The sequence below is a fragment of the Nonomuraea sp. NPDC049421 genome (assembly GCF_040677005.1).
Classification (GTDB): Bacteria; Actinomycetota; Actinomycetes; order Streptosporangiales; family Streptosporangiaceae; genus Nonomuraea; species Nonomuraea salmonea.
The window spans coordinates 198,004-224,239 of record NZ_JBFAQA010000012.1; the positions used below are offsets into that span (position 1 = coordinate 198,004).

Here is a 26,236-nt window from a genome sequence, read left to right on the forward strand (position 1 = left end):
ACCGTGAAGGCTGTCACCGACGCCAATTTCGATTCCGAGGTCCTCAAGAGCGACAAGCCCGTCCTGGTCGACTTCTGGGCCGAGTGGTGCGGCCCGTGCCGTCAGGTCGCGCCCATCCTCGAGGAGATCGCCAAGGAGCACGGCGACAAGCTGGAGATCGTCAAGCTCGACATCGACGCCAACCCCGAGGTTCCGCGTCAGTTCGGTGTACTCCAGATCCCGACCCTGAACGTCTATAAGAACGGCGAGGTCGTGAAGCAGATCATCGGCGCCAAGCCGAAGGCCATGCTGCTGCGCGAGCTCGAGGGCATCATCTAGCTCGTCTTCCGGCGGATGGGTTGCCCGCTCGGGGGACGCGCTGCGCCCTGCGAAAGCCCCTCGCGGTTCGGTCCGCGAGGGGCTTTCCGCTTGGCAGGTGTGCGTACGGGGGGCTGTGGCGCCTGTGGCGCCTGTCGGCGCTGTCGGGCGGGCCTGTGAAGCCGTCGCGCGGGGCTGTGAAGCCGTCAGACGGGACGCAGGGCGCGTTCCGGACTCATGGAGCCCAGGAGGCGTTCGAGAGCCACCTCGACGTCCTCACGCCACGAGACTGCGCTCTTGAGCTCCAGCCGCAAGCGCGGAAAACGCAAATGCGGACGCACGGTCTTAAACCCCACAGAAAGCAAGTATTCCGCTGGAACTACGCAACTTGGTTCTTCCCACTTCAAGTCCCCGAACGCTTCAATGGCTTTCACCCCGCGCCGCGTCAGGTCTTTGGCGACACCCTGAATCAGCATGCGCCCGAGCCCGCCACCCGAGAACTCCGGAATGATGTGGGCCGTCATCAGCAAGACCGCGTCGGCACTGACCGGCGAGGTGGGAAAGGCCACCGAGCGCGGGCTGTAAAGGGGCGGGCTGTAGAGCACGAACCCGGCAGGCACCCCGTCGACGTACACGATCTTGCCGCAGCTGCCCCAATCCAGCAGCGTGCCCGAGAGCCACGCCTCCTTCTCAAGACCCGGGTCGCCCGAGCCGAGCGCCCGCTCCTCGTTGACGGGATCCAGCTCCCAGAACACGCACCGCCGGCAGCGGCGCGGCAGATCTTCAAGATTGTCCAGGGTTATGTTGACCAGCCGGCGCGACAACTACCGCCCCTATCGTTGACCCGGAAAAGCGCGCGAAAACCGCGTCCACAGGTGGCATCGTAGCCCAGTACAGATGTCGTCAGCGGACACCACGACGGTCCAGCCCGGTCACGGGCGACATGTCCGTCTGGCGTAATCTGGTATTTCAGTCCGATATAGACACCTAGGAGGTGGGCCGTGACAGAAGAGCTGGATCACGGTCAGACACCCGCGACCCAAGGGTCGCGCATCGACGCCTACGTCGATCGGTACGCCGCGCGAGCTACCGGGATGGTCGCCTCCGAGATCCGAGCTCTCTTCGCCGTCGCGTCGAGGCCCGAGGTGGTCTCGCTCGCCGGCGGCATGCCGTACGTCACGGCCCTTCCCCTCGACATGGTCGGCGAGCTCGTCTCCGACCTCGTCACGCGGCGCGGCCCCGTCGCGCTGCAATACGGCTCCGGCCAGGGTGACCTGCACCTGCGCGAGCAGATCTGCGAGGTCATGAAGCTGGAGGGGATCAACGCCGGGGCGAACGACGTCGTCGTCACCGTCGGGTCGCAGCAGGCCCTCGACCTCATCACCCGGATCTTCATCGACCCGGGCGACGTGGTGCTCGCAGAGGGCCCCTCCTACGTGGGCGCCCTCGGCACGTTCGCCGCCTATCAGGCCAAGGTCGTCCACATCGCCATGGACGACCAGGGCATCGTGCCCGAGTCGCTGGCCCAGACGATCTACGCCCTCGAGACCGCGGGCGCGCCCGTCAAGTTCCTCTACACGATCCCGACCTTCCAGAACCCGGCCGGTGTCACGCTCAACATCGCCCGCCGCCAGCAGGTGCTCGACATCTGCCAGCGGGCCGGGATCCTGGTCATCGAGGACAACCCGTACGGGCTGCTCGGCTTCGACGGCGAGCCGCTGCGCGCGCTGCGCGCCGACAACCCCGACGGCGTCGTCTACCTCGGCTCGTTCTCCAAGACGCTGGCCCCCGGCTTCCGCGTCGGCTGGGCGCTCGCGCCCCACGCCATCCGCGACAAGCTCGTGCTCGCCATGGAGTCGGCCGTGCTGTCCCACTCCTCGTTCACGCAGCTCGCCGTCGGCCAATACCTGGCCACGCAGCCGTGGCGCGAGCAGATCAAATCCTTCCGCGAGCTCTACCGCGAGCGCCGCGACGCGATGCTCGACGCGCTCGAATCGCTGATGCCGCCCGAGGTGACGTGGACCCGTCCCGGAGGCGGCTTCTTCGTGTGGGCCACCCTGCCCGAAGGGCTCGACTCCAAGGCGATCCTGCCGCGGGCCGTGGCCGAGCGGGTCGCGTTCGTGCCCGGCACCGGGTTCTTCTCCGACGGAAGCGGGGCCCGCCACATGCGGCTGTCCTTCTGCTTCCCCGAGCCCGACCGCATCCGCGAGGGCGTACGCAGGCTCGCCGGCGTGATCGAGCAGGAGATGCAGCTGCGCGACACGTTCGGCACCGGGTCCACGCGCGAGCACCAGGGCGTCGACACGCCAGGGCCCGACCTGGCCTAGCCGGGTCGTATTCGTCGGAACGGGAGGGCGCGCCGTGCGCCCTCCCGTTCTCCTTTTCCCCAAGGAATCCGGCTGAGATGGGATGGGATCGCCGCACATAGCACCTCACGTACACCCCCCATCCCCAGCGCCGGTACGGTTGGACAGCGTGTCGTCAGCGGAGGAGTTGTGATGAGCGATCTGGGCCACGTGATCGTGCTGGCCGGAGGTCTCTCCTACGAGCGAGAGGTGTCTCTGCGCTCAGGTCGCCGGGTCAGCGAGGTGCTGCGGGCCACGGGCATCGACGTCGAGGCGCGCGACACCGACGCCTCGCTTGTCCCCTCGATCCTGGCCGACCCGCCCGATGCGGTGTTCGTCACGCTCCACGGCGGTGCGGGCGAGGACGGCGCCATCCGTTCCGTCCTTGAGTTGCTCGACGTCCCCTACGTCGGCGCCGACCCCGACGCGTGCCGGGTCGCCTTCGACAAGCCGACCGCCAAGGCCGTCGTACGCTCCGTCGGCCTCCGCACCCCCGCGTCCGTCACCCTGCCGAAGGAGACCTTCCACGACCTCGGCGCGACCGTGGTGCTGGGGCGCATCGTCGAGCGGCTCGGGCTGCCGCTGTTCGTCAAACCCGCGCGCGGCGGCTCCGCACTCGGCGCCTCCTTCGTCCGTACGGCCGAGGAGCTGCCCGCCGCCATGGTCGGCTGTTTCGCGTACGGCGACACGGCGCTCATCGAGCGGTACGTCGAGGGCGTCGAAGTGGCGGTCTCCGTCGTCGACCTCGGCAACGGCCCGGTCGCGCTGCCGGCCGTGGAGATCGTGCCCGACGAAGGGGTCTACGACTACGCCGCCCGCTACACCGCCGGCCACACCGAGTTCTTCGCCCCCGCCCGCCTGTCCGCCGCGGCCGCCGCGGCGTGCGCCGAGACCGCCGTGACGGCGCACACGGCGCTGGGGCTGCGGGACGTCTCGCGTACGGATCTGATCGTGGACGCCGCCGGCGTGCCCCACTTCCTTGAGGTGAACGTGGCGCCGGGGATGACGGAGACGTCACTGCTGCCGATGGCGGCGGAGGCGGCCGGCCAGGACCTGGGCGAGCTCTGCCGCGCCCTGCTCCAGAACGCCGCCACCCGCGCAAGTCGCTGAGGGGCGCCTGCATAGGGGCGCCTGCATAGGTAACTTGCGTAAGGCGCGCTTCGCGCGAGGTGGGCGTAGAGGGGGCTTCGCCCGAAGTTGGCGAAGTTGGCGCAGTGGGCGGCTAGGGGGCTTCGCGCAAGCTGGACGCCAACCTGTCCCAGCGGGGCCGCTAGGGAGCACTTCGCGCGAGGTGGGCGCCAACCCGTCCCAGTGGGGCCGCTAGGGGCGCTTCGCGCGAGGTTGGCTTGGCACCGACTCGGTGTCAGTGACCTAAGTAGCCTTACGGTGTGCTGTTCGATTCCACGTACCCCAAGAGCTTCGCCAGCGACAACCACGCCGGCGTGCACCCGACGATCCTCGCCGCCATGACCGCCGCGAACCACGGGGACGCCCCCGCCTACGGCGACGACACCTGGACGGCCGCCTTCGAGGACAAGATCAGGGAGGTCTTCGGCCCGACCGCCCAAGGCTTCCCCGTCCTCAACGGCGCAGGCGCCAACATGGTCGGCCTCGCCTCCATGCTCGGCCGCTACGACGGCATCATCTGCGCCGAGACCGCCCACATCGCCACGCACGAGACGGGCGCCACGGAACGCCTGCTCGGGGTGAAGCTCCTGACGGTCCCCACCGAAGACGGCAAACTCCGCCCCGCAGACATCAAGTCCCGCCTCAACGTCCTGGGCCTCCACCACGAACCGCAGCCCACGGTCGTCTCGATCTCCCAGGTAACCGAACTCGGCACCTGCTACTCCCCCGAGGAGATAGCCGCCCTCGCCGAGACAGCCCACGAGTCAGGCTTGAGACTCCACGTCGACGGCGCCCGCCTCGCGAACGCCGCCGCGTACCTGGGCTGCGACCTGAGGTCGATCACCACCGACGCAGGCGTGGACATCTTCAGCTTCGGCGGCACCAAGAACGGCGCCCTGGCCGCAGAGGCCGTAGTAGTCCTGAACCCATCTCTGGCGACCGCAATCCCCTTCCTCCGCCGCCAGTCCCTCCAACTGGCCTCGAAGATGCGCTTCATCTCAACCCAACTGACGGCCCTCCTAACGGACGACCTTTGGCGCGAGAACGCCACCCACGCCAACCACATGGCCACCCGCCTAGCGGACGGCTTGAAGGACATCCCAGGCGTCTCCCTGGCCTACCCCGTACAAAGCAACGCCGTCTTCGCCACCCTCCCCCACGAGGTCGCGAAGTCTCTTCTGCAGCGCTACCTCTTCCACTTCTGGGACGAGCCCGCCGGCACCGTCCGCTGGATGACCGCCTTCGACACAACGGAAGACCACGTGGACGACTTCCTAGACTCCCTCCGCAAAGCCTCCACAAGCTAACCAAGGCACCCCCGGTCCCACGTGAAACCGCCCTCACAACCGAAGCTCCCCATGCTCCAGCGGCGCTGAACTTCCGACTCCCCACCACCGGCACCCGCACGGAACAGAGCACCCGCCGCCTTGTTTCACGTGAAACAAGGCGGCCCGGGCCAACACGCTTCCGGAACCCCGGCAAGCCACAGAAGACCAGGCAGCCTGCCAGTCCCCACCGACCCCCAGACGCACTTGCCACCGCAGCTCCAGCCAGACCACAACCGCGACTGCGAAAGGCAGCGAGCCGCGAACGCGAACCGCGAGCACCGGACAGCGGGCAGCGGGCAGCGGGCAGCGGGCGGCGGTGGCAGCGGCGGTGGCAGCGGCGGTGGCAGCGGCGGTGGCAGCGGCAGCGGCAGCGGCAGCGGCAGCCGATCGACACTCCACCACGGCAACGTTTCACGTGAAACGCGCCCGACGAGGACTCCCAGCTGTGCGGCCGTGTGCGGCTCAGCGGCCACGACGACGGCCAGCTACTGATCGTGGTGCCGCGGACTCCCCCCAAGAATCAGTGCCCCACCGGCGCTCGACATTAGCCAAGCAGCAACAACTCGCGCGATCAGCGCAGGTGCTCCTGCTCTCGAAACCGGTGTCGGTGAGCCCGATGCGGCTGGCCCACCACTCACCTACCAGCCGACTCCTCACCCTCCAATATCCCCAAGCCCCAAAGCCCTCGCTCGCCCTCTCCCTCCTCCCCCCGCTCCACCATCGCTCGCCCGGTCGTCGCCACCCATGTTCTCCGTCCCCGCGTCACGCTCGCGCTTCCACACCCCACGGCTGAGCCATGGCCCGCTGACCGCATCTCACCAATTCGCCCCGCACCCCACCGCCACTCACTTGCCCGGACCTCCACTTCCGTCCACGACCCCCACTTGCGCCCCGCGCTTGTCAGGACTCACGCCGTCGCACCCTACGACTGAGCCAAGGACGCCTACCCGCCCCCGAACCCCCGCATTAGTTCACCCTTCGGGATGGTCACCGTCGAGATGACTTACCCCTCGGATGGCTCACCTCGCGCTTGCCTCTGCCCGCACTACTCCGCTTGGCGATGCTGCGCACCCCGGCGCTGCATTCCAAGACGCCGCGCCTCCGCTCGGCTCACCGATTAGGGTGAGATGCCTCTCCTTGCTTATGTTTTGCGGATGTCACCGCACACGACCCACACGACGGCTACAAAGGCGGGCTACACGGCCGAACTGCCGCCCCCACCCACCACGCGCTGAGCAACGTGTTTCACGTGAAACACGGAGATGCCGCGCTCACCCTTCTTGGGTCTCAGAGCCCAACCTCGGTTCCCGAGACGCCATAAGAACAGTCGACCGGCCTGACCCCCAGGAGGGCCAGCACCCTGACGGCCGGTCCTCAACCATCAACCGGCCCGGACCGGTCCCGGCAAGGCGTTGACGGCTCGGACGCAGCGTCCGTGGAAGATGCCGAGTCGGAGGCGGCCGTAGGGGTCGCCGTCGCCGTGCATCTCGCCCTTGCCCATGCCGTCCGTTCCGGTCTCAGCCGGAGTGCGGTCTTCGCATCTCCTCAGTGCAGCAGGCGTCTCGCTCGTGTTCTTAGACCTGGTACCGAGCGACAGACGGAGCCTAGAGCCGGAACTTCGGGGGTCAGTCCTCGGCAACTTCGGGGGTCAGTCCTCGGATTCTCTCATCGCTCGGGCTGCCTCCGGGGCCATCGTGCCGATGATGCGCTCCAGATCGTCGATCGTGGCGAACTCCACGACGATGCGGCCCTTTCGCCGTCCCAGGTCCACCTTCACCTTGGTTTCGAAGTGGTCCGAGAGGCGGTCGGCAAGGTGGGTGAGACCGGGGGCGGTGGGCTTGACCGGCTGGCGTTCGCGGGGTGCCTTCTTGGCCGCCTTGGCGCTGCCCATGGCGACGATCTCTTCGACCGCCCGTACCGACAGCAGCTCGGCCACGATCCGCTTGGCGAGCTGGATCTGCTCCTCTGCGTTGTCTAGGCCGAGGAGCGCCCGCGCGTGTCCGGCGCTGATGGTCCCGGCGGCGACCTTCAGCTGGACGTCAGGAGGGAGGTTCAGCAGACGCAGGGTGTTGGTGATGTGAGAGCGGGAGCGACCGACCTTCTGTGCCAGCTGTTCGTGCGTCGCCTGGAAGTCGTCAAGGAGTTGCTGGTACGCCGCCGCCTCTTCAAGGGCGTTCAGCTGTTCACGCTGGAGGTTCTCGATCAGCGCGTCCCGCAAGAGGTCGGTGTCCTGGGTGTTGCGCACGATCGCGGGCACCGGGTCCAGGCCGGCCTGCTTGCACGCCCGCCAGCGCCGCTCCCCCATGATCAGCTCATACTGGCCACCGCCGATCGAGCGCACCACGATCGGTTGCAGCAGGCCGACCTCGCGGATGGACGCCGCCAGTTCCTCCAGGCGCTCCTCATCGAAGATGTCACGCGGCTGCCGGGGGTTGGGGACGATGGCCTTGAGCGCGACCTCCTTGAAGTACGCTCCGGCGATCGGCTTGGGACCCATCTCCTCCGTTGACCCGTTGGCCGGGGCCGGCGCCGCCCCCGTGCCGTCAACGATGGGACCGGTCGGGATGAGCGCCCCGAGTCCCTTGCCCAATCCCCGCCGCTGCTGGCTCACTGCGTCTCCTCATCCACCCGGTCGATTCCGGTCACTCCAGGAGAGGTTACCGTTGCGGGCCCGACCGAGTGCCCCCTCGCCACACACCGTCCGGTTGGATTTACACCGACACGGTCACAAACCTGCCCAACCCGTGACTGGACCCCAACCCACCCTCGTTTCGCCCTCCCTCATCCACTCCCTCTCGCCCTGCGGGGGCATCGCCATCAAAACCCGCCTCACCCAAGAACCCGAACCCACCGCAACGGCGTCACGGGAAACGGCTAAAGGACGCGGCCGGAAGGCAGGAGCAGGAGGAGGTGAGGGGGCTACGGGGAACGCGCCCAGGAGACGCAGTCCGGCCACCCAGTCCCGCCACACAATCCCGGACACACGAACCTGGGCACACGGACTCGGGACACGCTCTCAAGGACACAACCCCAGAAGGCGCGGTCCCGGGGGGCACGATCCCGGGGGCCACGATCCCGAGGAGGGCACGATCCCGAAAGGCACGATCCCGGTGGGCCACAAACCGGGGGCACGATCCCGGGGGCCGCATTACCGGGGGCACGATCCCGGAAGTTGGGTGGCGCGGTTCGCGGCCAGGCGAGCGTTGGTGATTACGCGGCTGTTGGTGGCTAGCGGCCATCCGTGGTTAGCCGACTGCGGGCGGCCAGGCGAAGGTCGGTGGATAGGCGGACGGTCAGTAGTCAGGTGGCCGTAGGCGGCCAGGCGGCCATCGGTGGGCAGGCGGCTGTCAGTGACCGGGCGGCTGTCGGTGACCGGGCAGCGGTGGGTGGGCAGGCGGCCGGTCGGTGGCTAGCGCGGCCGTGGAACGGCCAGCCGGCCGGTCAATGGCAGCCAGCCGTGGCCCGGCTAGGCGGCCGGTCAGTAGTTAGCCGACCGGGACGGCCAGACGGCTGTCGGTGGCCGAGCAGCCGTAGGCGCCCAGGCGGCCGTCGGTGGCTGGCCGACCGTAGGCGGCTCGATGGCGGTCCTAGCCGACCCTAAGCGGGCGAGCGGGCGTCGATGGTGAGCCAGCCAGTTGATCGCCGGGTGGCTGTTGCTGGTTGGCCGACCATTGGGGCCGAGCGACCCGTTGGTAGGCCGGATTGCCGTTGGTGGGTCGGATGGCCATTGGCGGTTGATCGGTCGTTGGTGGCCGAAGGGCCGTTGGCGGTTGATCGGCCGTTGGGGGCCGGGTTGTCGTTGGTGGTTAGGAGACTGTGGCGCGGTGGGCTATCTCGCGGGCCGCGTCCATGTACGCCATCGCGCCGCTCGACCCCGGGTCGTACGTCATCACCGACTGCCCATAGCTGGGCGCCTCCGACAAGCGCACGCTGCGCGGGATGACCGTGTTCAGCACCGTGTCGCCGAAGTGCGCACGCACCTCATCGGCCACCTGGGACGCGAGGCGGGTGCGGCCGTCGTACATGGTGAGCACGATCGTCGACAGTCGCAGCGTCGGGTTCAGGTGGGCCTTGATCAGGTCGACGTTGCGCAGCAGCTGCCCCAGCCCCTCCAGCGCGTAGTACTCGCACTGGATCGGGATCATCACCTCGTCGGCCGCCACGAGCGCGTTGACGGTGAGCAGGCCGAGCGACGGCGGGCAGTCGATCACGATGTAGTCGAAGTTCACCGCCTCGTACGCCGCCAACGCCCGCCGCAACCGCGCCTCCCTGGCCACCAGGGACACCAGCTCGATCTCCGCACCAGCCAGGTCGATGGTGGCGGGAGCGCAATAGAGGTTGGGCATGTCGGGCACCTGCTTGACGATGTCCGCCATCGGCAGGTCGTCCACGAGCACCTGGTAAACGTCAGGCACATCGCCACGATGCTCGGTCGCCAGCGCGGTGGACGCGTTGCCCTGCGGGTCGAGATCGACCACGAGGACACGCTGGCCGTGCATCGACAGCGCGGCGGCGATGTTGACGGACGTGGTCGTCTTGCCTACGCCGCCCTTCTGGTTCGCCACGGCGATCACTCGGGTCTTGGACGGGCGCGGCCAGGTGCCGTCACCATCGCCGGAGGTCTCGCCGGTCTGGGCGGCCGTCTGGGTTGCAGATGTTTCACGTGAAACCACTGAGCTGAGCGCCTCTCGTACCAACGGCGAATCACCGGGGTTCAGGGGGGTCTGGGTCACGATGGCCATCCTTTCAACCAGTGGTGTGCCGGTGCCGGGAATTTGCTGTCGCGACACGCCCATTTCGGGCCAGCCAACCCCGGTCGGACTCTCGGACGAACGGCTGTCCGGCCAGCCAAGACCACTTGACGCGACTGGCACAACCGTCACCTCCTTCGTCGCCGCCTGGCTCGCTCCGGCGCGCGACCCGCTACCACCCGAACCAATGTTGCAGGCGGCTCGACCTTACCGCGCCCGACGGTGACAAGCTCGGCCGTTCGGGCCCCGCTGGCGCGCAATTGCTCCTGCGCCTCGGCCAGCTCGCCGGCCGCCCGCTCCCCCTTCATGGCGATGAGCTCGCCGCCCTCGCGCAGCAGCGGCATGGCCCACGTCAGCAGCCGGTCGAGCGGCGCCACCGCGCGGGCGCTGGCCACGTCGAACTCGCGCTTGCCCGCCAGCTCCTCTGCCCGGCCGCGCAGCACCTCGACGTTGTCGAGCTTGAGCGCCCGCACGCATTCCTCGAGGAACACGGTACGGCGCAACAACGGCTCCAGCAGCGTCACCGTGATGTCCTGGCGGACGATGGCGAGCACCAGCCCGGGCAGGCCGGCGCCGGAACCGATGTCGACCAGCCGCACGTCCGGCGGGACGGCCTCGGCCACGACAGCGCAGTTGAGCAGGTGGCGATCCCAGATCCTGGGCACCTCCCGCGGGCCCAGCAGCCCGCGGACGACACCGGGACCTACCAGCAGGTCGGCGAACGTGTTGGCGCGATCCCAGGCCTCCCCCGCGAAGACATCCCGCGCAATCTCCGGCGGCTCCGGAAGCTCATCGCTCACTGGTCGGTGGCCTTTCTGGGGCTCGTGGCCCGCGTGATCGGGGTGATGGTCGCCGGGCGCGATCAGGCTGCGGCGACAGGGTCCGGTCTCCACCCAAGGCTACGGGGTGAGATCACAAGGGAAGCCTAGCGGGCCTTGGTGAAGGTGGCCTGTGAGCACGCCGTCAGTGCAGCGTTGCGTGGGCAAGTAAAGCGTGACATGTCGGTGTACAGGGTCGCTCGATGTGGGTGGCTGGTCGCCGTACAGGCCGTACAGGCCGTACAGGGGGAAGGGGGTGAATGTGCACCGGCCGTCGGCCGCGTGCAGGACGGCGAGCAAATGGCCGGGCGGGTTCAAGGGGCATATCGTCTCGCGGCGACGGCCGGAGGGCCGTTCGGACGGGTTCCGTTCCGCGAGTGCGCTGAAGCGGAGCCATCGTTCCCGCCTATCCGGGGATGGATGGTTCGGGCGGGCGGGCGATCGGTTGAGCAGCTCCCGGACGTCCGCGGAGAGCGACCCTCGATCGGCCGCTCGGAGAAGGTCTCAACGGCCGGTCGGTCCGACGGCTTCCGGAGCGGCCGAGGCGCGAAGGCCGGCCCGAAAGGACCCGCCGAGGCGCAAGGGCCCGGTCCCGAAGGACCGGTCGGATGGGTGTCGGCGCGTCGGCGACGTCTCGCCGACAGGTTGGAAGAGACCTCGTTGGCCGGTCCGACGGCTTCCAAAGTGGCCGGGGGGCACAAAGGCCGGTCCCGAAGGACCGGCCGGATCGATGTCGGCGCGTCGGAGAAGTCCCGCCGTCCAGGTCGGAAGAGACTGGACGGCCATTCGACGACTTCCGGAAGGGTCGGTGCGGAAGGACCGGCCGGACGTGATGTCGGCGGGCCGGAGAGGTCCGGCCGGCCGACCGGAAGAGACCTGAACGGCCGGTCCGACGTGGCCGGTACGGCCGGTCCGACATGGCCGGTACGGCCGGTCCGACATGGCCGGTACGGCCGGTCCGACATGGCCGGTACGGCCGGTGGGACGGGGACATGTCGCCCGGCCACAGCGCCGCCGGCGCCCGGCCGCGAGAGGCTCAGGCGGGGAGGACCACCACGTAGCGGTTGGGCTCCTCGCCCTCCGACTCGCTGCGCAGCCCCGCGGCCGCCACCGCGTCGTGCACGATCTTGCGCTCGAACGGCGTCATCGGCTGCAGCGGCTTCGGCTCGCCGCGGTCCTTCACCTGGTCGGCGATCTCGGTGCCGAGCTTGGTCAGCTCGGCCCGGCGCCGCTCGCGATAGCCGGCGACGTCGAGCATCAGCCGCGACCGTTCGCCCGTCTGCCGGTGCACGGCGAGGCGGGTCAGCTCCTGGAGCGCCTCGAGCACCTCTCCCCCGGGCCCCACCAGCTCGGTGCTCTTGAGCCCGACGACGGAGACGAGCGCGCGGTCGCCCTCGACGTCCATGTCGATGTCGCCGTCGATGTCGGCGATGTCGAGAAGGCCCTCGACGTAGTCGGCAGCGATCTCGCCCTCCTGCTCCAGCGCAGTGAGATCAGGAGCCTTCTCCTGCTCGGCCTCGGTCATGGCCGGCCTCTCCTTCGTGTTCAAGACTTCTTGCTGCCGGTGCGCTTGCTGCGGGGTTGCCTGCTGGGCTGCTGCCTGATGATCTTAGGCTCCGGAGGGGGCGGAGGGGCCTGTTCTTCCGGAGTGGTCTTGCGGAGTTTCGCGATCAGACCGGGCTTGGTCTGCACCGGGATGGGGTTGCCCTTGGCGTCGTACTGCGGCATGGGGTGCCGGCTGTAGAACCAGTGCTGCTGACCGAGGGTCCACACGTTGGTGGTGACCCAGTAGAGGATCAGACCGAGCGGGAAGTTCAGGCTGAAGAAGGCGAACAGCGGCGAGATGTACATCAGGATCTTCTGCTGCTGCGCCATGGGGTTGTCCGGCATCTGGGCCATGGAGCGGGTGACGCTCTGCCGGACGGTGAGGAACGTGGTCAGCGAGCTGACCGCGACGAAGAAGCCGATGACGATCTTCTCGCTGATGGCGGGCGCCTCGAAGAACGTCGCCGGCAGCGGCGCGCCGATGATGAGGGCCTGCTTGGCGCTGTCGACCAGCTCCTGCGTCATGCCGAACTTGGCCTCGTCGGCCGCGATCGCGCGGAGCACGGTGAACATGGAGATGAAGATGGGGAACTGCGCCACGATCGGCAGACAGCCGCCCAGGGGGTTGGCCCCCGCCCCCTGGTAGAGCGCCATGACCTCCTGGTTCATGCGCTGCTTGTCGTTCTTGTAGCGCTTGCGGAGCTCCTGGACTTTCGGCGCCAGCTCCTGCATCTTTCGCGACGATCGCATCTGCTTGAGGAACAGCGGGAAGATCAGGATCCTCATGAAGATGGTCAGCGTGATGATGGTCAGCGCCCAGGTCAGACCGCTGTTGGGATCGAGGACCGTGCTGTACGCGGTATGGATCCAGGTGATGACTTGGGCGACGGCTGTATACAGCCAATTGAGCCAGGACAGCTCCACCGAGCTATCTCCCTTGCGTTTCGTGGGACGGGACCGGGCGTGGGGGCACCGGGTCTATACCTCCGGGATGAAATGGATGGCACCGCCCGATGCGCCGGACAGTCAGCCATATGCCGCGCAGTGCTCCATGTACGGCAATCGCTTCGAGTCCGTATGCGCTGCACGAGGGGTAGAACCGGCAGCGTGGACCGAGCAGCGGGCTGATGAACGCCCGATAGAACCGGATGGGGAGGATCAGCGCCCGAGCAGCGAGGCTCGGCGCCGCCACTCCTTGCGGTTGCTCCGTCATTTCCGTCCACCCGTCGAGGACTCGCGCCGCCTGAGACAACGTTCCAGCGCGAGGTCGAGTTCGGCGGCCAGTTGCTCGAATCGCGCGGACGCGGCCGGTGGATTGGCGCGTACCACAAGCAGGCTACCTCGCGGCAGCAGGTGGAGTCGGTCCCGCATCAGGTGTCGGAGCCGTCGTTTGACCTTGTTCCGGGTCACCGCGCCACCGACGGCCTTACTCACCACGAAACCCACCAGGGGTGGCTCTTCCCCAGAAGTGGTGAAATGCACCACCAGAGTGGGGCGACCGGCGCGCTTTCCGCGCCTGACCGCCGCCTCGAACTCCTCCCCGCGTCGCATGCGGGATTGACGGGACAGCACCGTATACGTCTAACGCCCGCCGGCGTGATCCGCCGGCGGGCTGTCATCGCGCGGGACGGTCAGGCCGACAGCTTCTCGCGGCCCTTGCGGCGGCGAGCGGCGAGGATGGCGCGACCGGCCCGGGTGCGCATCCGCAGCCGGAAGCCGTGGGTCTTCGCGCGGCGACGGTTGTTCGGCTGGAAAGTACGCTTGCTCACGGGTGGGCTCCAGGCTTGAAGGTGCGCCGCGAGGGCGCCTAATACACATGGATGGCCTGCCAAGGAAGCGAGGGCACGCGAAATAGCCGTCGCGTGACAAGCCGACCGTCGTACGTTACGAGGCAATGTGCCCACAGGTCAAACTGGACGCGTTATCCACTGATCCACAGGCCACTTTTCCACACCGGCCCCACGTCCACAGTATGTGCACTCAGGTGCCACTAGGCTGTGGACAACGTCTTGAACACAGCTGTGCACAAAGCTACTGTCAGCCCTTCCGGGCCGCTCAAGCCCTGTGGATAGCCTGTGGATCTCCTGTGGAGGGCGTAGCGGAACGCCCGCAGGCCGCGTGTGGACGAAGGAGTCACCGATCATCGTGAGCGGCCGCGGCATGTGGATATCCGATCGCGGGGGGCCGCGAATGAGAGGAGGGGGAACCGCATCGTGAACGGTGTCGACCTCGGCACGGTATGGGCGAGGGCCTTGGGCAACTTCCTCAACGAGAACGTGCCCATCCAGCAGCGTACGTGGCTGTCCATGGTGCGCCCGATCGCGCTGGCCAACGACACGATCGTGCTCGGCGTCCCCAACGACTTCCTCAAGGACCTCATCGAGGGCAAGCTGCGCCCGCTGGTGGCCCACGCGCTGTCGCAGGAGCTCGGCAGGACCATGCGGCTGGCCGTGATGATCGACACCACGGCGCCGGAACAGCCCTCTGGCGACGCTCATCAACAGCCTGTGACTCAGAGTTATCCCCAGGGTGTGGAGAGTCAGCTGCGTTATGCACAACCCGCGCAGCCGCAGCACAACCAGCCTTCCGAGCCTCCGCAGTTCTATTCTCCACAGCCCGAGCAGCAGCAGATATCCACCGACTATCCACAGCAGGGCTTCGATTTCGAACAGGCGCCGTCGTACACACCGCCTGTGGAGAAGCCGCCGGAGCCGGCGCAGAATCGGTGGGAGGCGAAGAGCAGCAAACCCAGCGAACCGGCCAGGCTCAATCAGAAGTACACATTCGAGACATTCGTCATCGGCGCCAGCAACCGTTTCGCGCACGCCGCGGCCGTGGCGGTCGCCGAGTCCCCCGCGAAGGCGTACAACCCGCTGTTCATCTATGGGGATTCCGGGCTGGGCAAGACGCACCTGCTGCACGCGATCGGCCATTACGCCCAGAGCCTGTACGACGGCGCCCGCGTCAGATACGTGAGCTCCGAGGAGTTCACCAACGACTTCATCAACAGCATCCGCGACCACAAGGCCGACGGGTTCCGCGGCCGCTACCGCGCGATCGACATCCTGCTCGTGGACGACATCCAGTTCCTGGAGGGCAAGGAACAGACGCAGGAGGAGTTCTTCCACACCTTCAACACCCTGCACAACGCCAACAAGCAGATCGTCATCTCCAGCGACCGGGCGCCCAAGCAGCTCATCACGCTGGAGGACCGGCTGCGCAACCGGTTCGAGTGGGGCCTGATCACCGACGTCCAGCCGCCCGAGCTGGAGACGCGCATCGCCATCCTCAGGAAGAAGGCCATCCAGGAGGGCCTGGCCGCGCCGCCCGAGGTGCTCGAGTACATCGCCAGCCGCATCTCCACCAACATCCGTGAGCTGGAGGGCGCGCTGATCAGGGTCACCGCGTTCGCCAGCCTCAACCGGCAGGGTGTGGACCTGCAGCTGGCCGAGGTCGTGCTGAAGGACCTCATCACCTCGGAGTCCGACACCGAGATCACGATCGCGGCGATCATGAACCAGACCGCCCAGTACTTCGGCATCAGCATCGACGACCTGTGCGGCACGTCGCGCAGCCGCGCGCTCGTCAACGCCCGGCAGATCGCCATGTACCTCGCCCGCGAGCTGACCGAGCTGTCGCTGCCGAAGATCGGCCAGCAGTTCGGCGGCCGGGACCACACGACCGTGATGCACGCCGAGCGCAAGATCCGGTCGCTGATCGCCGAGCGCAGGTCGATGTACAACCAGGTCAACGAGCTAACAATGCGGATCAAGCAGACACAGCGCGGATCGTGAAGTCGTACACAGCCTGTGGAAAACACTGTGGACCAGCGGAAACGCAAAATCGGGGCGGTCGTTCGCCCCACAATGCTGGGAAAAATCCGTCCACAACGGCTGGGGACAGTGCTGGGGACATCCTGGGGAGAACTTGGGGACTACCAGTGGACAACGTGTGGACAGACTGTGAACAGTCGATCTGGGGCTCCAGAAGGGCCCCTTTTACCCCGTGGATAACCTGTGGAAACCTCGTGGATAACCCCCGATCTTCCGTGGATGACGGGACCATGATCTGGGGACAGCCTGTGGGCGAAGTTTCGTCATCCCCAGGCGCGCGAGTTCTCCCCAGGCGTCACCCACACCCTCGGTGGATAAAAACAGGGGCGCTGACCAGCAAGGACGCCGGTTGTCCCCAGTTTCCACAGCCCCTAATGTGATGACCTCTTCTCTCTCTAACTAGAAACTCAAAGACCCATAGAGGGGTTCTCCCGGAGCGCGAGGCCGGGAGGGTGGATCCTTGAGATCCTTGAATCAACGACGAACCCAGGAGGCTGATCACCGTGATGTTCCGAATCGAGCGAGACGTCCTCGCTGAGGCGGTGGCATGGACGGCGCGCAGTCTCCCGGCGCGCCCGTCGGTGCCCGTGCTCGCCGGCATGCGCCTGGAGGTCACGGAGGAACAGCGGCTCAAGCTGTCCGGCTTCGACTACGAGGTCTCGGCTGAGGTCACGCTCGAGCTGCACACCGGCGAGCCGGGCGTCGTCCTGGTCTCGGGCAAGCTGCTCGCCGAGATCACCCGCGCCCTTCCCGCACAGCCTGTGGACTTCGTGGTGGACGGCGCCAAGGCCGTCGTCACGTGCGGCAGCGCCCGCTTCACCCTGCTGACCATGCCTGTGGAGGACTACCCGTCGCTCCCAGCCATGCCGCCGGCCGCCGGCCGGGTGGGCAGCGACGTGTTCGCCTCCGCCGTCGGCCAGGTCGCCGTCGCCGCGGGCCGCGACGACACGCTGCCGATGCTCACGGGCGTGCGCATGGAGATCGAGGGCGACACCGTGACCCTCGCCGCGACCGACCGCTACCGCCTCGCCGTACGCGAGCTGAAGTGGCAGCCTGGCCAGCCCGACTTCTCGGCGATCGCGATGATCCCCGGCAAGACGCTGGCCGACACCGCCAAGGCGCTCGGCGCGACCGGCGCCGAGGTGGAGATCGCGCTCAGCTCCGCCGGAGGCACGGGCGAAGGCATGATCGGGTTCTCCAGCGCCGGCCGCCGTACGACGACGCGCCTGCTCGACCCCGAGTTCCCCAAGTACCGCTCGCTGCTGCCGACCGAGTTCTCCGCCCGCGCGGACTTGTCCACAGGCCCGTTCGTCGAGGCCGTCAAGCGCGTGGCCCTGGTCGCCGAGCGCAACACGCCGGTGCGGCTGGCGTTCAAGAGCGGCGAGGTCGTGCTGGAGGCGGGCAGCGGCGACGAGGCGCAGGCCGTCGAGGCGCTGCCGGTCGAGTACGAGGGCGAGGAGATGAACATCGCCTTCAACCACCAGTTCCTGCTGGAGGGCCTCGGCGCCATCGACTCCGACGTGGCGCGGCTGCAGATGACCACGTCCACGAAGCCCGCTATCCTCACCGGTGGCAAGCCTGTGGAGGACGGCGCCGTCACGGACTACCGTTACTTGATCATGCCTATCCGGCTGTCAGGCTGAATCGGCCGTCAGGGATGATGGAAGCCTGACAAGGGGGTAGACAACATGCAGATCGGCATGGTCGGACTGGGCAAGATGGGCGGCAACATGGCCGAGCGGCTGCGCCGCGGTGGTCATGACGTGATCGGCTACGACCGCGACCCGGCGATCAGCGACGTGGCCAGCCTCAAGGAGCTGGTCGAGCGCCTGGAGGCGCCGCGCGCCGTGTGGGTCATGGTGCCCGCGGGCAAGCCCACCCAGACCACCGTCGACGACCTCGGCGAGCTGCTCGACGTGGGCGACATCGTCGTCGACGGCGGCAACAGCCACTACGTCGACGACCAGAAGCACGCGCGTGAGCTGTCGGCCAAGGGCATCGGCTTCGTCGACTGCGGCGTCAGCGGCGGCGTGTGGGGCCTGCAGAACGGCTACGCGCTGATGTGCGGCGGCGACAAGGCCCACGTCGACCGGCTCATGCCGATCTTCGAAGCGCTCAAGCCCGAGGGCGAGGACGGCTTCGTGCACGCCGGCGACGTCGGCGCGGGTCACTTCGCGAAGATGGTCCACAACGGCATCGAATACGGCATGATGCAGGCCTTCGCGGAGGGCTGGGAGCTCCTGGAGGCCTCCGACGTCGTCAAGGACGTCAAGGGTTCCTTCGCCAGCTGGCGCACCGGCACGGTCATCCGTTCCTGGCTGCTCGACCTGCTGGTGCGCGCGCTCGACGACGACGAGCACCTCGAGCAGCTGCGCGGTTACGCACAGGACTCCGGCGAGGGCCGGTGGACCGTGCAGGCGGCCGTCGACCACGCCGTCCCGATGCCGGTCATCACCGCCGCGCTCTTCGCCAGGTTCGCCTCCCGCCAGGACGACTCGCCCGCGATGAAGGTCGTGGCGGCGCTGCGCAACCAGTTCGGCGGCCACGCGATCACCTCGGCCGAGGGCAGCACCGGCAAGGGGGCCGACTCCCCCGGCGCCGACGTCACGCCGCCGCGCGAGAGCGATCGCTGACGGTTTTCCACAGGCTGCATGCCGGTGACCCCGGTGGCGGGCGAGGCGCACTAACCTTCGTGGGGTGCATGTCGCCCACCTCTCGCTGACCGACTTCCGGTCCTACGCGTCCGTGGAGCTCGGCCTGGAGCCGGGCGTCACGGCGTTCGTCGGGCCCAACGGCCAAGGCAAGACCAACCTGGTCGAGGCGCTCGGCTACGTCGCGACGCACTCCAGCCACCGGGTGGCGAGCGACGCGCCGCTCGTCCGCAAGGGCGCCACGCGGGCGATCGTGCGCTGCGCGATCCAGCGTGACGACCGGCGGGCGCTGATCGAGCTGGAGATCAACCCAGGGCGGGCCAACCGCGCGCGGCTCAACCGTTCGCCCGTCTCCAGGGCCCGCGACGTCGTGGGCCTGCTGCGCACGGTGCTGTTCGCGCCTGAGGACCTCGCGCTGTCCAAGGGCGACCCGTCGGAGCGCCGCCGCTTCCTCGACGACCTGCTGGTGGCGAGGGCCCCCAGGTTCGCGGGAGTGCGCGCGGACTACGACCGGGTGCTGAAGCAGCGCGGCGCGCTGCTGCGCACCGCCGCGCAGGCCCGCAGAGGCTCCAGGAGCGCCCGGCGGCAGGAGAGTGACGCCGGGTTCGCGGCGGCGGGCGCCGGCGACGTCCTGAGCACTCTGGAGGTCTGGGACGCCCATCTGGCGCGGCACGGGGCGGAGCTGCTGCGGGCGCGGCTGGAGCTGATCGAGGCGCTGCGGCCGCTGGTGGCCGGCGCGTACGCGACGCTGGCGCCGTCGAGCGCTCCCGCGACGCTCGCCTACCGCAGCACGTTGTCCACAGGTGGGGACGAAGAAGGGGCTCCCGGTGACCCGGAAGCCCCCGCTGAGCGGGGATCTTTCGATACACAGACGTTATCCACAGACTTGGGGAAAACCCTTGAAGAACGTCTGCGCGAGCGGCTATTGGAGGTCCGTCAGTCCGAGCTCGAACGCGGTGTCACGCTCGTCGGTCCCCATCGCGACGACCTGATACTCGGGCTCGGCGACCTGCCCGCGCGCGGTTACGCCAGTCACGGCGAGTCGTGGTCGTTCGCGCTGGCGCTCAGGCTCGCGGCGTACGACCTGCTGCGTGCCGACGGCGGCGACCCGGTGCTGATCCTCGACGACGTGTTCGCCGAGCTCGACAGCCAGCGCAGGCGCCGCCTGGCCGAGATCGTGGCGCCGGCCGAGCAGGTGCTCATCACCGCGGCCGTGCCGGACGACGTGCCGTCCGAGCTGTCCGGCGGCCGATACGACGTCGCAGAGGGGAGTGTCACCCGTGTCCGCTGACGAGAGTCGCGGCGAGAACGCCACGGCCAGGGGCGTGGCGATGGCCCGCGAGAAGCTCGCCCAGGCCAAGGCCGACGCGGCCAAGCGCGGCCAGCTCCCCCGGCGTGAGCCCAGGCGCAAGGCGAAGGGCCCGCGCAGGGAGGCCGGCGATCCGCAGCTTTTCGGACGCGCGATCGCCGACCTGCTCGCCGACCGCGGCTGGGAGCGCCCCGCCGCGGTCGGGGCGGTGTTCGGCCGCTGGCCCGAGATCGTCGGCCCTGACCTGGCCGCTCACACCAAGCCCGAGTCGTTCGACGACGGCGAGGTGCTCATCCTGGCCGACTCCACGGCCTGGGCGACGCAGGTGCGGCTGCTCGCGCGCACGCTCGTACGCAGGCTCAACGAGGAGCTGGGCGACGGCACGGTCACGAAGGTCAAGGTCAGAGGCCCGCAGAACGCTCCGCGTCCATCAGGTGGATTGCGGGTGACCGGAAGCAGGGGCCCGGGCGACACCTACGGCTGAGCCCGCCGTCGGGCGCGCGTTCTCCCCTTCGCCGTACGTCGCCGGGAGCGGCCAGAAAGCCACAGACGCGATAAGCCCCCTTTCCGGAGGGGGGATGCTTGCCTGGGGGCAAAACGAGCTAGCGGGCATCACAGGCGCGTTCATTGCCACCTTGGCCCTCCGGAAGCGGTAGAATGAAAAAGGATTCCGGACACGTCCGCTTGCGTGTCACCCCGGCAGCAAGCCGACTCCCCTGGGTGACCGCGCATCGGGGCACTCACGACGGTGACGGGCACGGCAGGGGCAGCTTCACGAGGTGATGGCCTCCCCCGCCGCGTGTCCGCGGCAGGAGGATTTCGCAGTTGTCCTACGACGCTAGCTCAATCACCGTACTCGAGGGGCTTGAGGCGGTCCGCAAGCGCCCGGGTATGTATATCGGCTCCACCGGTGAGCGCGGCCTCCACCACCTCGTCCAAGAGATCGTGGACAACGCGGTGGACGAGGCCCTGGCAGGTTACGCCACCAGGATCGACATCACGCTGCTCGCCGACAACGGCGTCCGCGTGGTCGACGACGGGCGCGGCATCCCCACGGGCATCCACCCGGTGGAGAAGATCTCCGCGGTCGAGCTCGTGCTGACCACGCTGCACGCGGGCGGCAAGTTCGACAGCCAGTCGTACGCGGTCTCCGGCGGCCTGCACGGCGTCGGCTCGGCCGTCGTCAACGCGCTGTCCACCGCCATGGAGGTGGAGGTCAAGCAGAACGGCCACTACTGGCGCCAGCGCTATGAGATGTCCAAGCCCACGGCCCCCCTGGCCAAGGGCGAGGAGACCGACGAGACCGGCACCACGATCACGTTCTGGCCCGACCCCGGCGTCTTCGAGACCACCACCTGGAACTACGAGACGCTCTCGCGGCGCTTCCAGGAGATGGCCTTCCTCAACAAGGGCCTGAAGATCACCTTCACCGACGAGCGGCCCGACCACGTCAACGGCGAGCCGAACACGGTCGAATACCACTACGAGGGCGGCCTGGCCGACTTCGTCAAGCACCTCAACACCAAGAAGGAGCCGGCGCACGCGTCGATCATCTCCTTCGAGGAGGAGAGCGACGGCCTCGCGGTCGAGATCGCGATGCAGTGGAACAACTCCTACTCGGAGTCGGTCTACAGCTTCGCCAACGTCATCAACACCGCCGAGGGCGGCACCCACGAGGAGGGCTTCCGCGCGGCGCTGACGTCCATCGTCAACCGCTACGCGCGCGAGCAGAAGTTCCTCAAGGAGGGCAAGGACGACAACCTCTCCGGCGAGGACGTCCGCGAGGGGCTGACCGCGATCATCTCGGTCAAGCTGTCCGACCCGCAGTTCGAGGGCCAGACCAAGACCAAGCTCGGCAACACCGAGGCGAAGTCGTTCGTCCAGAAGGCCTGCAACGACCACCTGCGCGACTGGTTCGAGCGCAACCCGGGCGAGGCCAAGGACATCATCAACAAGTCCCTGCAGGCCTCGCGCGCCCGCATCGCCGCCCGCCAGGCGCGCGACCTGACCAGGCGCAAGTCGCTGCTGGAGTCGGGCAGCGGGCTGCCCGGCAAGCTGGCCGACTGCCAGTGGAACGACCCGGAGAAGTGCGAGCTGTTCATCGTCGAGGGCGACTCGGCGGGCGGCTCGGCCAAGGGCGGCCGCGACTCGCGTTACCAGGCGATCCTGCCCATCCGCGGCAAGATCCTCAACGTCGAGAAGGCGCGGATCGACAAGGTCCTGAAGAACAACGAGGTCCAGGCGCTGATCACGGCTCTGGGCACCGGTGTGCACGACGAGTTCGACATCAGCAAGCTGCGCTACCACAAGGTCATCCTCATGGCCGACGCCGACGTCGACGGCCAGCACATCAACACGCTGCTGCTGACGCTGCTGTTCCGGTTCATGCGGCCGCTGATCGAGGCCGGCCACGTCTACCTGTCGTGCCCGCCGCTCTACAAGATCAAGTGGGACCGTAAGGGCGAGGACGCCTCCTACGCCTACTCCGATCCGGAGCGCGACGCGGTCATCGCCGAGGGCATCGCCAACGGCAAGCCCGACCCGCGGCCGCGTGACAACGTCCAGCGCTTCAAGGGTCTTGGCGAGATGAACGCCAGCCAGCTCTGGGAGACCACGATGAACCCGGAGACCCGGCTGCTGCGGCTCGTCACCCTCGACGACGCGGCCCAGGCCGACGACCTGTTCAGCGTGCTGATGGGCGAGGACGTCGAAGCGCGGCGCGACTTCATCATCCGCAACGCGCGCGACGTCCGCTTCCTCGATGTTTAGTCAGAAGGACCTTTACCTGTGACGGACGTGAACACCACTCCCCCGGCTGAGCGCATCGAGCCGGTGGACATCCAGTCCGAGATGCAGCGCAGCTACATGGACTACGCGATGTCGGTCATCGTGTCCAGGGCGCTGCCGGACGTGCGAGACGGTCTCAAGCCGGTGCACCGCCGGGTGCTCTACGCGATGTACGACGGCGGCTACCGTCCCGACCGCGGCTACTTCAAGTGCGCCCGCGTCGTCGGCGACGTGATGGGCACCTACCACCCGCACGGCGACACCTCGATCTACGACGCCCTGGTTCGTCTGGCGCAGCCGTGGTCGCTGCGCTACCCGCTGGTCGACGGGCAGGGCAACTTCGGCTCGCCGGGCAACGACCCGGCGGCGGCGATGCGCTACACCGAGTGCAAGCTCGCGCCCATCGCCATGGAGATGCTGCGGGACATCGACAAGGAGACCGTCGACTTCCGCCCCAACTACGACGGCAAGTCGCAGGAGCCCGACGTCCTGCCGGCCCGCTTCCCGCAGCTGCTGGTCAACGGCTCGGGCGGCATCGCGGTCGGCATGGCGACCAACATCCCGCCCCACAACCTGCGCGAGGTCGCCTCGGCGGTCAAGTGGGCGCTGGAGAACCCTGAGGCCGCCGACGAAGAGCTGCTCGAGGCGTCGATCAGGCTCGTCAAGGGCCCCGACTTCCCCACCAAGGCGCTCATCGTGGGCCGCCGGGGCATCGAAGACGCCTACCGCACCGGCCGCGGCTCGATCACCATGCGGGCCGTGGTCGAGGTCGAGGAGGACAAGGGGCGGCAGGCGCTGGTCGTCACCGAGCTGCCCTACCAGGTCAACCCCGACAACCTGGCGCTGAAGATCGCCGAGCTGGTGCGCGAGGGCAAGCTGACCGGCATCGCCGACGTACGCGACGAGAGCTCGTCGCGGGTCGGCCAGCGGCTGGTCATCGTGCTCAAGCGCGACGCGGTCGCCAAGGTCGTGCTCAACAACCTGTACAAGCACACCCAGCTCCAGGACACCTTCGGCGCCAACATGCTGGCGCTGGTCGACGGCGTGCCGCGCACGCTGCGCCTCGACCAGTTCATCCGGCACTACGTCGCCCACCAGATCGAGGTCATCGTCCGCCGGACGCGCTACCTCCTGCGCAAGGCCGAGGAGCGGGCCCACATCCTGCGCGGCCTGCTCAAGGCGCTCAGCCGGCTCGACGACGTCATCGCCCTCATCCGGGCCTCCGAGTCCGCCTCCGCCGCCCAGCAGGGCCTCATGGGGCTGCTGGACATCGACGAGGTGCAGGCGCAGGCCATCCTCGACATGCAGCTGCGCAAGCTGGCCGCCCTGGAGCGGCAGGCCATCCAGGACGAGTACGACTCCCTGATGGCGCAGATCGCCGAGTACAACTCGATCCTGGCCAGCGAGAGCCGGCAGCGCGAGATCATCAACGAGGAGCTGGCCGAGCTGGTCGGCCGCTACGGCGACGACCGGCAGACGGAGATCATCGCCTACGACGGTGACATGTCCATCGAGGACCTCATCGCCGAAGAGGAGATCGTCGTCACGATCACCAGGGGCGGCTACGCCAAGCGCACCCGTACCGACCTCTACCGGGCGCAGAAGCGCGGCGGCAAGGGCGTGCGCGGTGCCCAGCTGCGCCAGGACGACATCGTCGACCACTTCTTCGTCACGACCACCCATCACTGGCTGCTCTTCTTCACGAACAAGGGCCGGGTCTACCGGGTGAAGGCGTACGAGCTGCCCGACGCCGGTCGCGACGCGCGCGGCATGCACCTGGCGAACCTGCTCGCCATGCAGCCGGACGAGACCGTCATGGAGGTCCTCGACCTGCGCGACTACAACGTCGCGCCCTACCTCGTCCTCGCCACCCGCAGCGGCCTGGTCAAGAAGACCCGCCTGGCCGAGTACGACTCCCCCAGGTCGGGCGGTCTGATCGCGATCAACCTGCGTGAGGACGACGAGGTCATCGGCGCCCGGCTGGTCTCCGAGGCCGACGACCTGCTGCTCGTCTCCAAGGGCGCGCAGTCCATCCGGTTCACCGCATCCGACGACGCGCTGCGGCCCATGGGCCGCGCGACCAGCGGCGTCATCGGCATGAGGTTCCTCGAAGGTGACGAACTTCTCGCCATGAATCGGATCGCCGACGGTCAAGACGTGCTTATCGCCACCGAGGGCGGGTACGCGAAACGGACGCCAGTTGAGCAGTATCCGGTCCAAGGACGTGGCGGTAGAGGCGTGCTTACTGCGAAGATTGTGACTTCTCGTGGCAAGCTGGTCGGAGCCGTCATGGTCAACCCAGAGGACGAGGTCTTCGCGATCACGTCCGCAGGCGGCGTGATCCGGACGAGTGCCGGTGAGATCAAGCAGTCCGGCCGCCAGACCATGGGAGTTCGATTGATGAATCTCGCTGAAGGCGACAGCGTGGTGGCCCTCGCCCGGAACGCGGAGTCATTGGAGACTTCGGTGGAGAGTGAGGAAGACGGGGGAGGAGAGTAACCCATGAGCGCCCAGGGTGGCACCGCCAGGACCACGGCGGCTTCGGGTAACGGACAGCAGCCGAAGAAGCCCACAGAAACCGAGATCTTCAACGCGGTGGACGACGGCAAGGACACCTCGCCCGCACAGGGCAGGCCCAGGCCGGGCCAGGAGGACAACAAGCCCTCCCAGCCACAACAGTCACACCAGGCGGGCCCGATGAGCCCGTCCGCGCCTGCCGGCCCTCAGGGCGGGCAGACGGAGAACAACGACACCGTGCGCCTGCGCCCGTCGCTGGCCACGGAGGCCCCACCGGCCGTCGAGCTGCCCAAGAAGAAGTCGTCGTCCAACTCGTCGGGAGGTCGGCTCCCCCGCAAGGCCCACCTGGTCCTGCGCCGCGTCGAGCCGTGGTCGGCCATGAAGTTCAGCTTCGTGGTCTCCCTGGTCTGCTTCGTGGTGCTGTTCGTGGCGGTCGCCGTGCTGTACGGCGTGCTGTCGGCCCTGGGCGTGTTCGACTCGATCGTCGACCTGGTCAACCAGCTCGGCAAGGGCGAGCAGGGCCAGAGCTCCATCCCGATCGACATCGCCTCCTGGTTCGAGCCGGTACGCATCCTCGGCTACACGGCTCTGATCGGGGCGGTCAACGTCGTCCTGATCACGGCGCTGGCCACCCTGGGTGCGGTCATCTACAACATCGCCTCCGACCTGGTGGGCGGCGTCGAGGTGACATTCAGCGAGGCCGAGTAGGGTTCTCTGCTCGCGTCGTGCTCCCACGTACGGCGCGAGCAGCCCGCCGGACACGGTAAGCTTTACCTCGTCCCGAACAACCGGTTCGCCTCTGTGCGGCGGATGCGATAACGTTCGGGGTGCGAGCGGGGCTATAGCTCAGACGGTTAGAGCGCTTCCCTGATAAGGAAGAGGTCCCAGGTTCAAGTCCTGGTAGCCCCACCCAGATGACCAGCCAAG

Annotated in this window: 21 protein-coding genes and 1 tRNA gene; 13 read left to right on the forward strand and 9 right to left on the reverse strand. The window is 68.0% G+C overall.

Annotated features, from left to right (window positions below; all coding sequences use genetic code 11):
• The first annotated feature begins 3 nt into the window (after nt 1–3).
• Entirely contained in the window at nt 4–318 is a 315-nt protein-coding gene (gene trxA / locus AB0K18_RS22190) for a thioredoxin (RefSeq protein ID WP_345393145.1), read from the forward strand.
• 185 nt (nt 319–503) lie between these two features.
• On the opposite strand, the gene AB0K18_RS22195 is transcribed toward trxA, so the two are convergent.
• On the reverse strand, nt 504–1,121 hold the full coding sequence (locus AB0K18_RS22195; protein ID WP_364917025.1) for a GNAT family N-acetyltransferase: 618 nt from the start codon (nt 1,119–1,121) through the stop codon (nt 504–506).
• 270 nt (nt 1,122–1,391) lie between these two features.
• Between AB0K18_RS22195 and AB0K18_RS22200 the strand changes: the two genes are divergently transcribed.
• The 3 genes from AB0K18_RS22200 (at nt 1,392) to AB0K18_RS22210 (ending at nt 5,077) form a co-directional block, all read left to right on the forward strand.
• Entirely contained in the window at nt 1,392–2,624 is a 1,233-nt protein-coding gene (locus tag AB0K18_RS22200; RefSeq protein WP_364561408.1) for a PLP-dependent aminotransferase family protein, read from the forward strand.
• 171 nt (nt 2,625–2,795) lie between these two features.
• Nucleotides 2,796–3,752, forward strand: a complete 957-nt coding sequence (locus tag AB0K18_RS22205; RefSeq protein ID WP_364917027.1) for a D-alanine--D-alanine ligase — start codon at nt 2,796–2,798, stop codon at nt 3,750–3,752.
• Between the two features lie 278 nt (nt 3,753–4,030).
• A complete protein-coding gene (locus tag AB0K18_RS22210) occupies nt 4,031–5,077 on the forward strand; it encodes a low specificity L-threonine aldolase (protein ID WP_364917030.1) in 1,047 nt (348 codons plus the stop codon).
• 1,669 nt (nt 5,078–6,746) lie between these two features.
• Here AB0K18_RS22210 and AB0K18_RS22215 read toward each other — a convergent pair.
• From AB0K18_RS22215 to rpmH, 8 genes are all read right to left on the reverse strand, one after another.
• Nucleotides 6,747–7,709, reverse strand: coding sequence for a ParB/RepB/Spo0J family partition protein (locus tag AB0K18_RS22215; RefSeq protein ID WP_364917032.1), 963 nt, complete (start codon nt 7,707–7,709; stop codon nt 6,747–6,749).
• Nucleotides 7,710–8,904: 1,195 nt separating this feature from the next.
• A complete protein-coding gene (locus AB0K18_RS22220) occupies nt 8,905–9,831 on the reverse strand; it encodes a ParA family protein (protein WP_364917035.1) in 927 nt (308 codons plus the stop codon).
• Between the two features lie 146 nt (nt 9,832–9,977).
• Nucleotides 9,978–10,649 carry a 16S rRNA (guanine(527)-N(7))-methyltransferase RsmG gene (rsmG, locus tag AB0K18_RS22225; RefSeq protein WP_364917038.1) on the reverse strand — a complete coding sequence of 224 codons (672 nt, stop codon included), beginning with the start codon at nt 10,647–10,649 and terminating at the stop codon, nt 9,978–9,980.
• A 1,054-nt stretch (nt 10,650–11,703) separates the two neighbouring features.
• Complete coding sequence (locus tag AB0K18_RS22230) at nt 11,704–12,192, reverse strand: R3H domain-containing nucleic acid-binding protein (protein ID WP_364917040.1); 489 nt, start codon at nt 12,190–12,192, stop codon at nt 11,704–11,706.
• A gap of 20 nt (nt 12,193–12,212) precedes the next feature.
• Nucleotides 12,213–13,136, reverse strand: coding sequence for a membrane protein insertase YidC (gene yidC, locus AB0K18_RS22235; RefSeq protein WP_364917043.1), 924 nt, complete (start codon nt 13,134–13,136; stop codon nt 12,213–12,215).
• 4 nt (nt 13,137–13,140) lie between these two features.
• A complete protein-coding gene (gene yidD, locus AB0K18_RS22240; protein WP_355417625.1) occupies nt 13,141–13,425 on the reverse strand; it encodes a membrane protein insertion efficiency factor YidD in 285 nt (94 codons plus the stop codon).
• Nucleotides 13,422–13,784, reverse strand: a complete 363-nt coding sequence (gene rnpA / locus AB0K18_RS22245) for a ribonuclease P protein component (protein WP_364917045.1) — start codon at nt 13,782–13,784, stop codon at nt 13,422–13,424. The genes yidD and rnpA overlap by 4 nt, the downstream gene beginning before the upstream one ends.
• Before the next feature lie 59 nt (nt 13,785–13,843).
• The gene (gene rpmH / locus AB0K18_RS22250) at nt 13,844–13,981 is read right to left on the reverse strand and encodes a 50S ribosomal protein L34 (RefSeq protein ID WP_043614899.1); all 138 of its coding nucleotides are present in this window, start codon (nt 13,979–13,981) and stop codon (nt 13,844–13,846) included.
• Between the two features lie 444 nt (nt 13,982–14,425).
• Here rpmH and dnaA point away from each other — a divergent pair, with 444 nt between their 5' ends.
• From dnaA to AB0K18_RS22295, 9 genes are all read left to right on the forward strand, one after another.
• The gene (gene dnaA, locus AB0K18_RS22255) at nt 14,426–16,006 is read left to right on the forward strand and encodes a chromosomal replication initiator protein DnaA (protein ID WP_364917048.1); all 1,581 of its coding nucleotides are present in this window, start codon (nt 14,426–14,428) and stop codon (nt 16,004–16,006) included.
• 542 nt (nt 16,007–16,548) lie between these two features.
• A complete protein-coding gene (gene dnaN, locus AB0K18_RS22260; RefSeq protein ID WP_355417631.1) occupies nt 16,549–17,688 on the forward strand; it encodes a DNA polymerase III subunit beta in 1,140 nt (379 codons plus the stop codon).
• A gap of 45 nt (nt 17,689–17,733) precedes the next feature.
• On the forward strand, nt 17,734–18,678 hold the full coding sequence (gene gnd / locus AB0K18_RS22265; RefSeq protein WP_364917051.1) for a phosphogluconate dehydrogenase (NAD(+)-dependent, decarboxylating): 945 nt from the start codon (nt 17,734–17,736) through the stop codon (nt 18,676–18,678).
• Between the two features lie 64 nt (nt 18,679–18,742).
• Complete coding sequence (recF, locus tag AB0K18_RS22270) at nt 18,743–19,987, forward strand: DNA replication/repair protein RecF (protein ID WP_364917054.1); 1,245 nt, start codon at nt 18,743–18,745, stop codon at nt 19,985–19,987.
• The gene (locus AB0K18_RS22275; RefSeq protein WP_364368692.1) at nt 19,977–20,489 is read left to right on the forward strand and encodes a DciA family protein; all 513 of its coding nucleotides are present in this window, start codon (nt 19,977–19,979) and stop codon (nt 20,487–20,489) included. The genes recF and AB0K18_RS22275 overlap by 11 nt, the downstream gene beginning before the upstream one ends.
• A gap of 341 nt (nt 20,490–20,830) precedes the next feature.
• Entirely contained in the window at nt 20,831–22,774 is a 1,944-nt protein-coding gene (gene gyrB, locus AB0K18_RS22280) for a DNA topoisomerase (ATP-hydrolyzing) subunit B (protein ID WP_364917057.1), read from the forward strand.
• Between the two features lie 18 nt (nt 22,775–22,792).
• Complete coding sequence (gene gyrA / locus AB0K18_RS22285) at nt 22,793–25,291, forward strand: DNA gyrase subunit A (protein WP_364917060.1); 2,499 nt, start codon at nt 22,793–22,795, stop codon at nt 25,289–25,291.
• A 3-nt stretch (nt 25,292–25,294) separates the two neighbouring features.
• Complete coding sequence (locus AB0K18_RS22290; RefSeq protein ID WP_364917063.1) at nt 25,295–26,017, forward strand: DUF3566 domain-containing protein; 723 nt, start codon at nt 25,295–25,297, stop codon at nt 26,015–26,017.
• A gap of 127 nt (nt 26,018–26,144) precedes the next feature.
• Nucleotides 26,145–26,218, forward strand: a tRNA-Ile gene (locus AB0K18_RS22295).
• Nucleotides 26,219–26,236 lie beyond the last annotated feature (18 nt).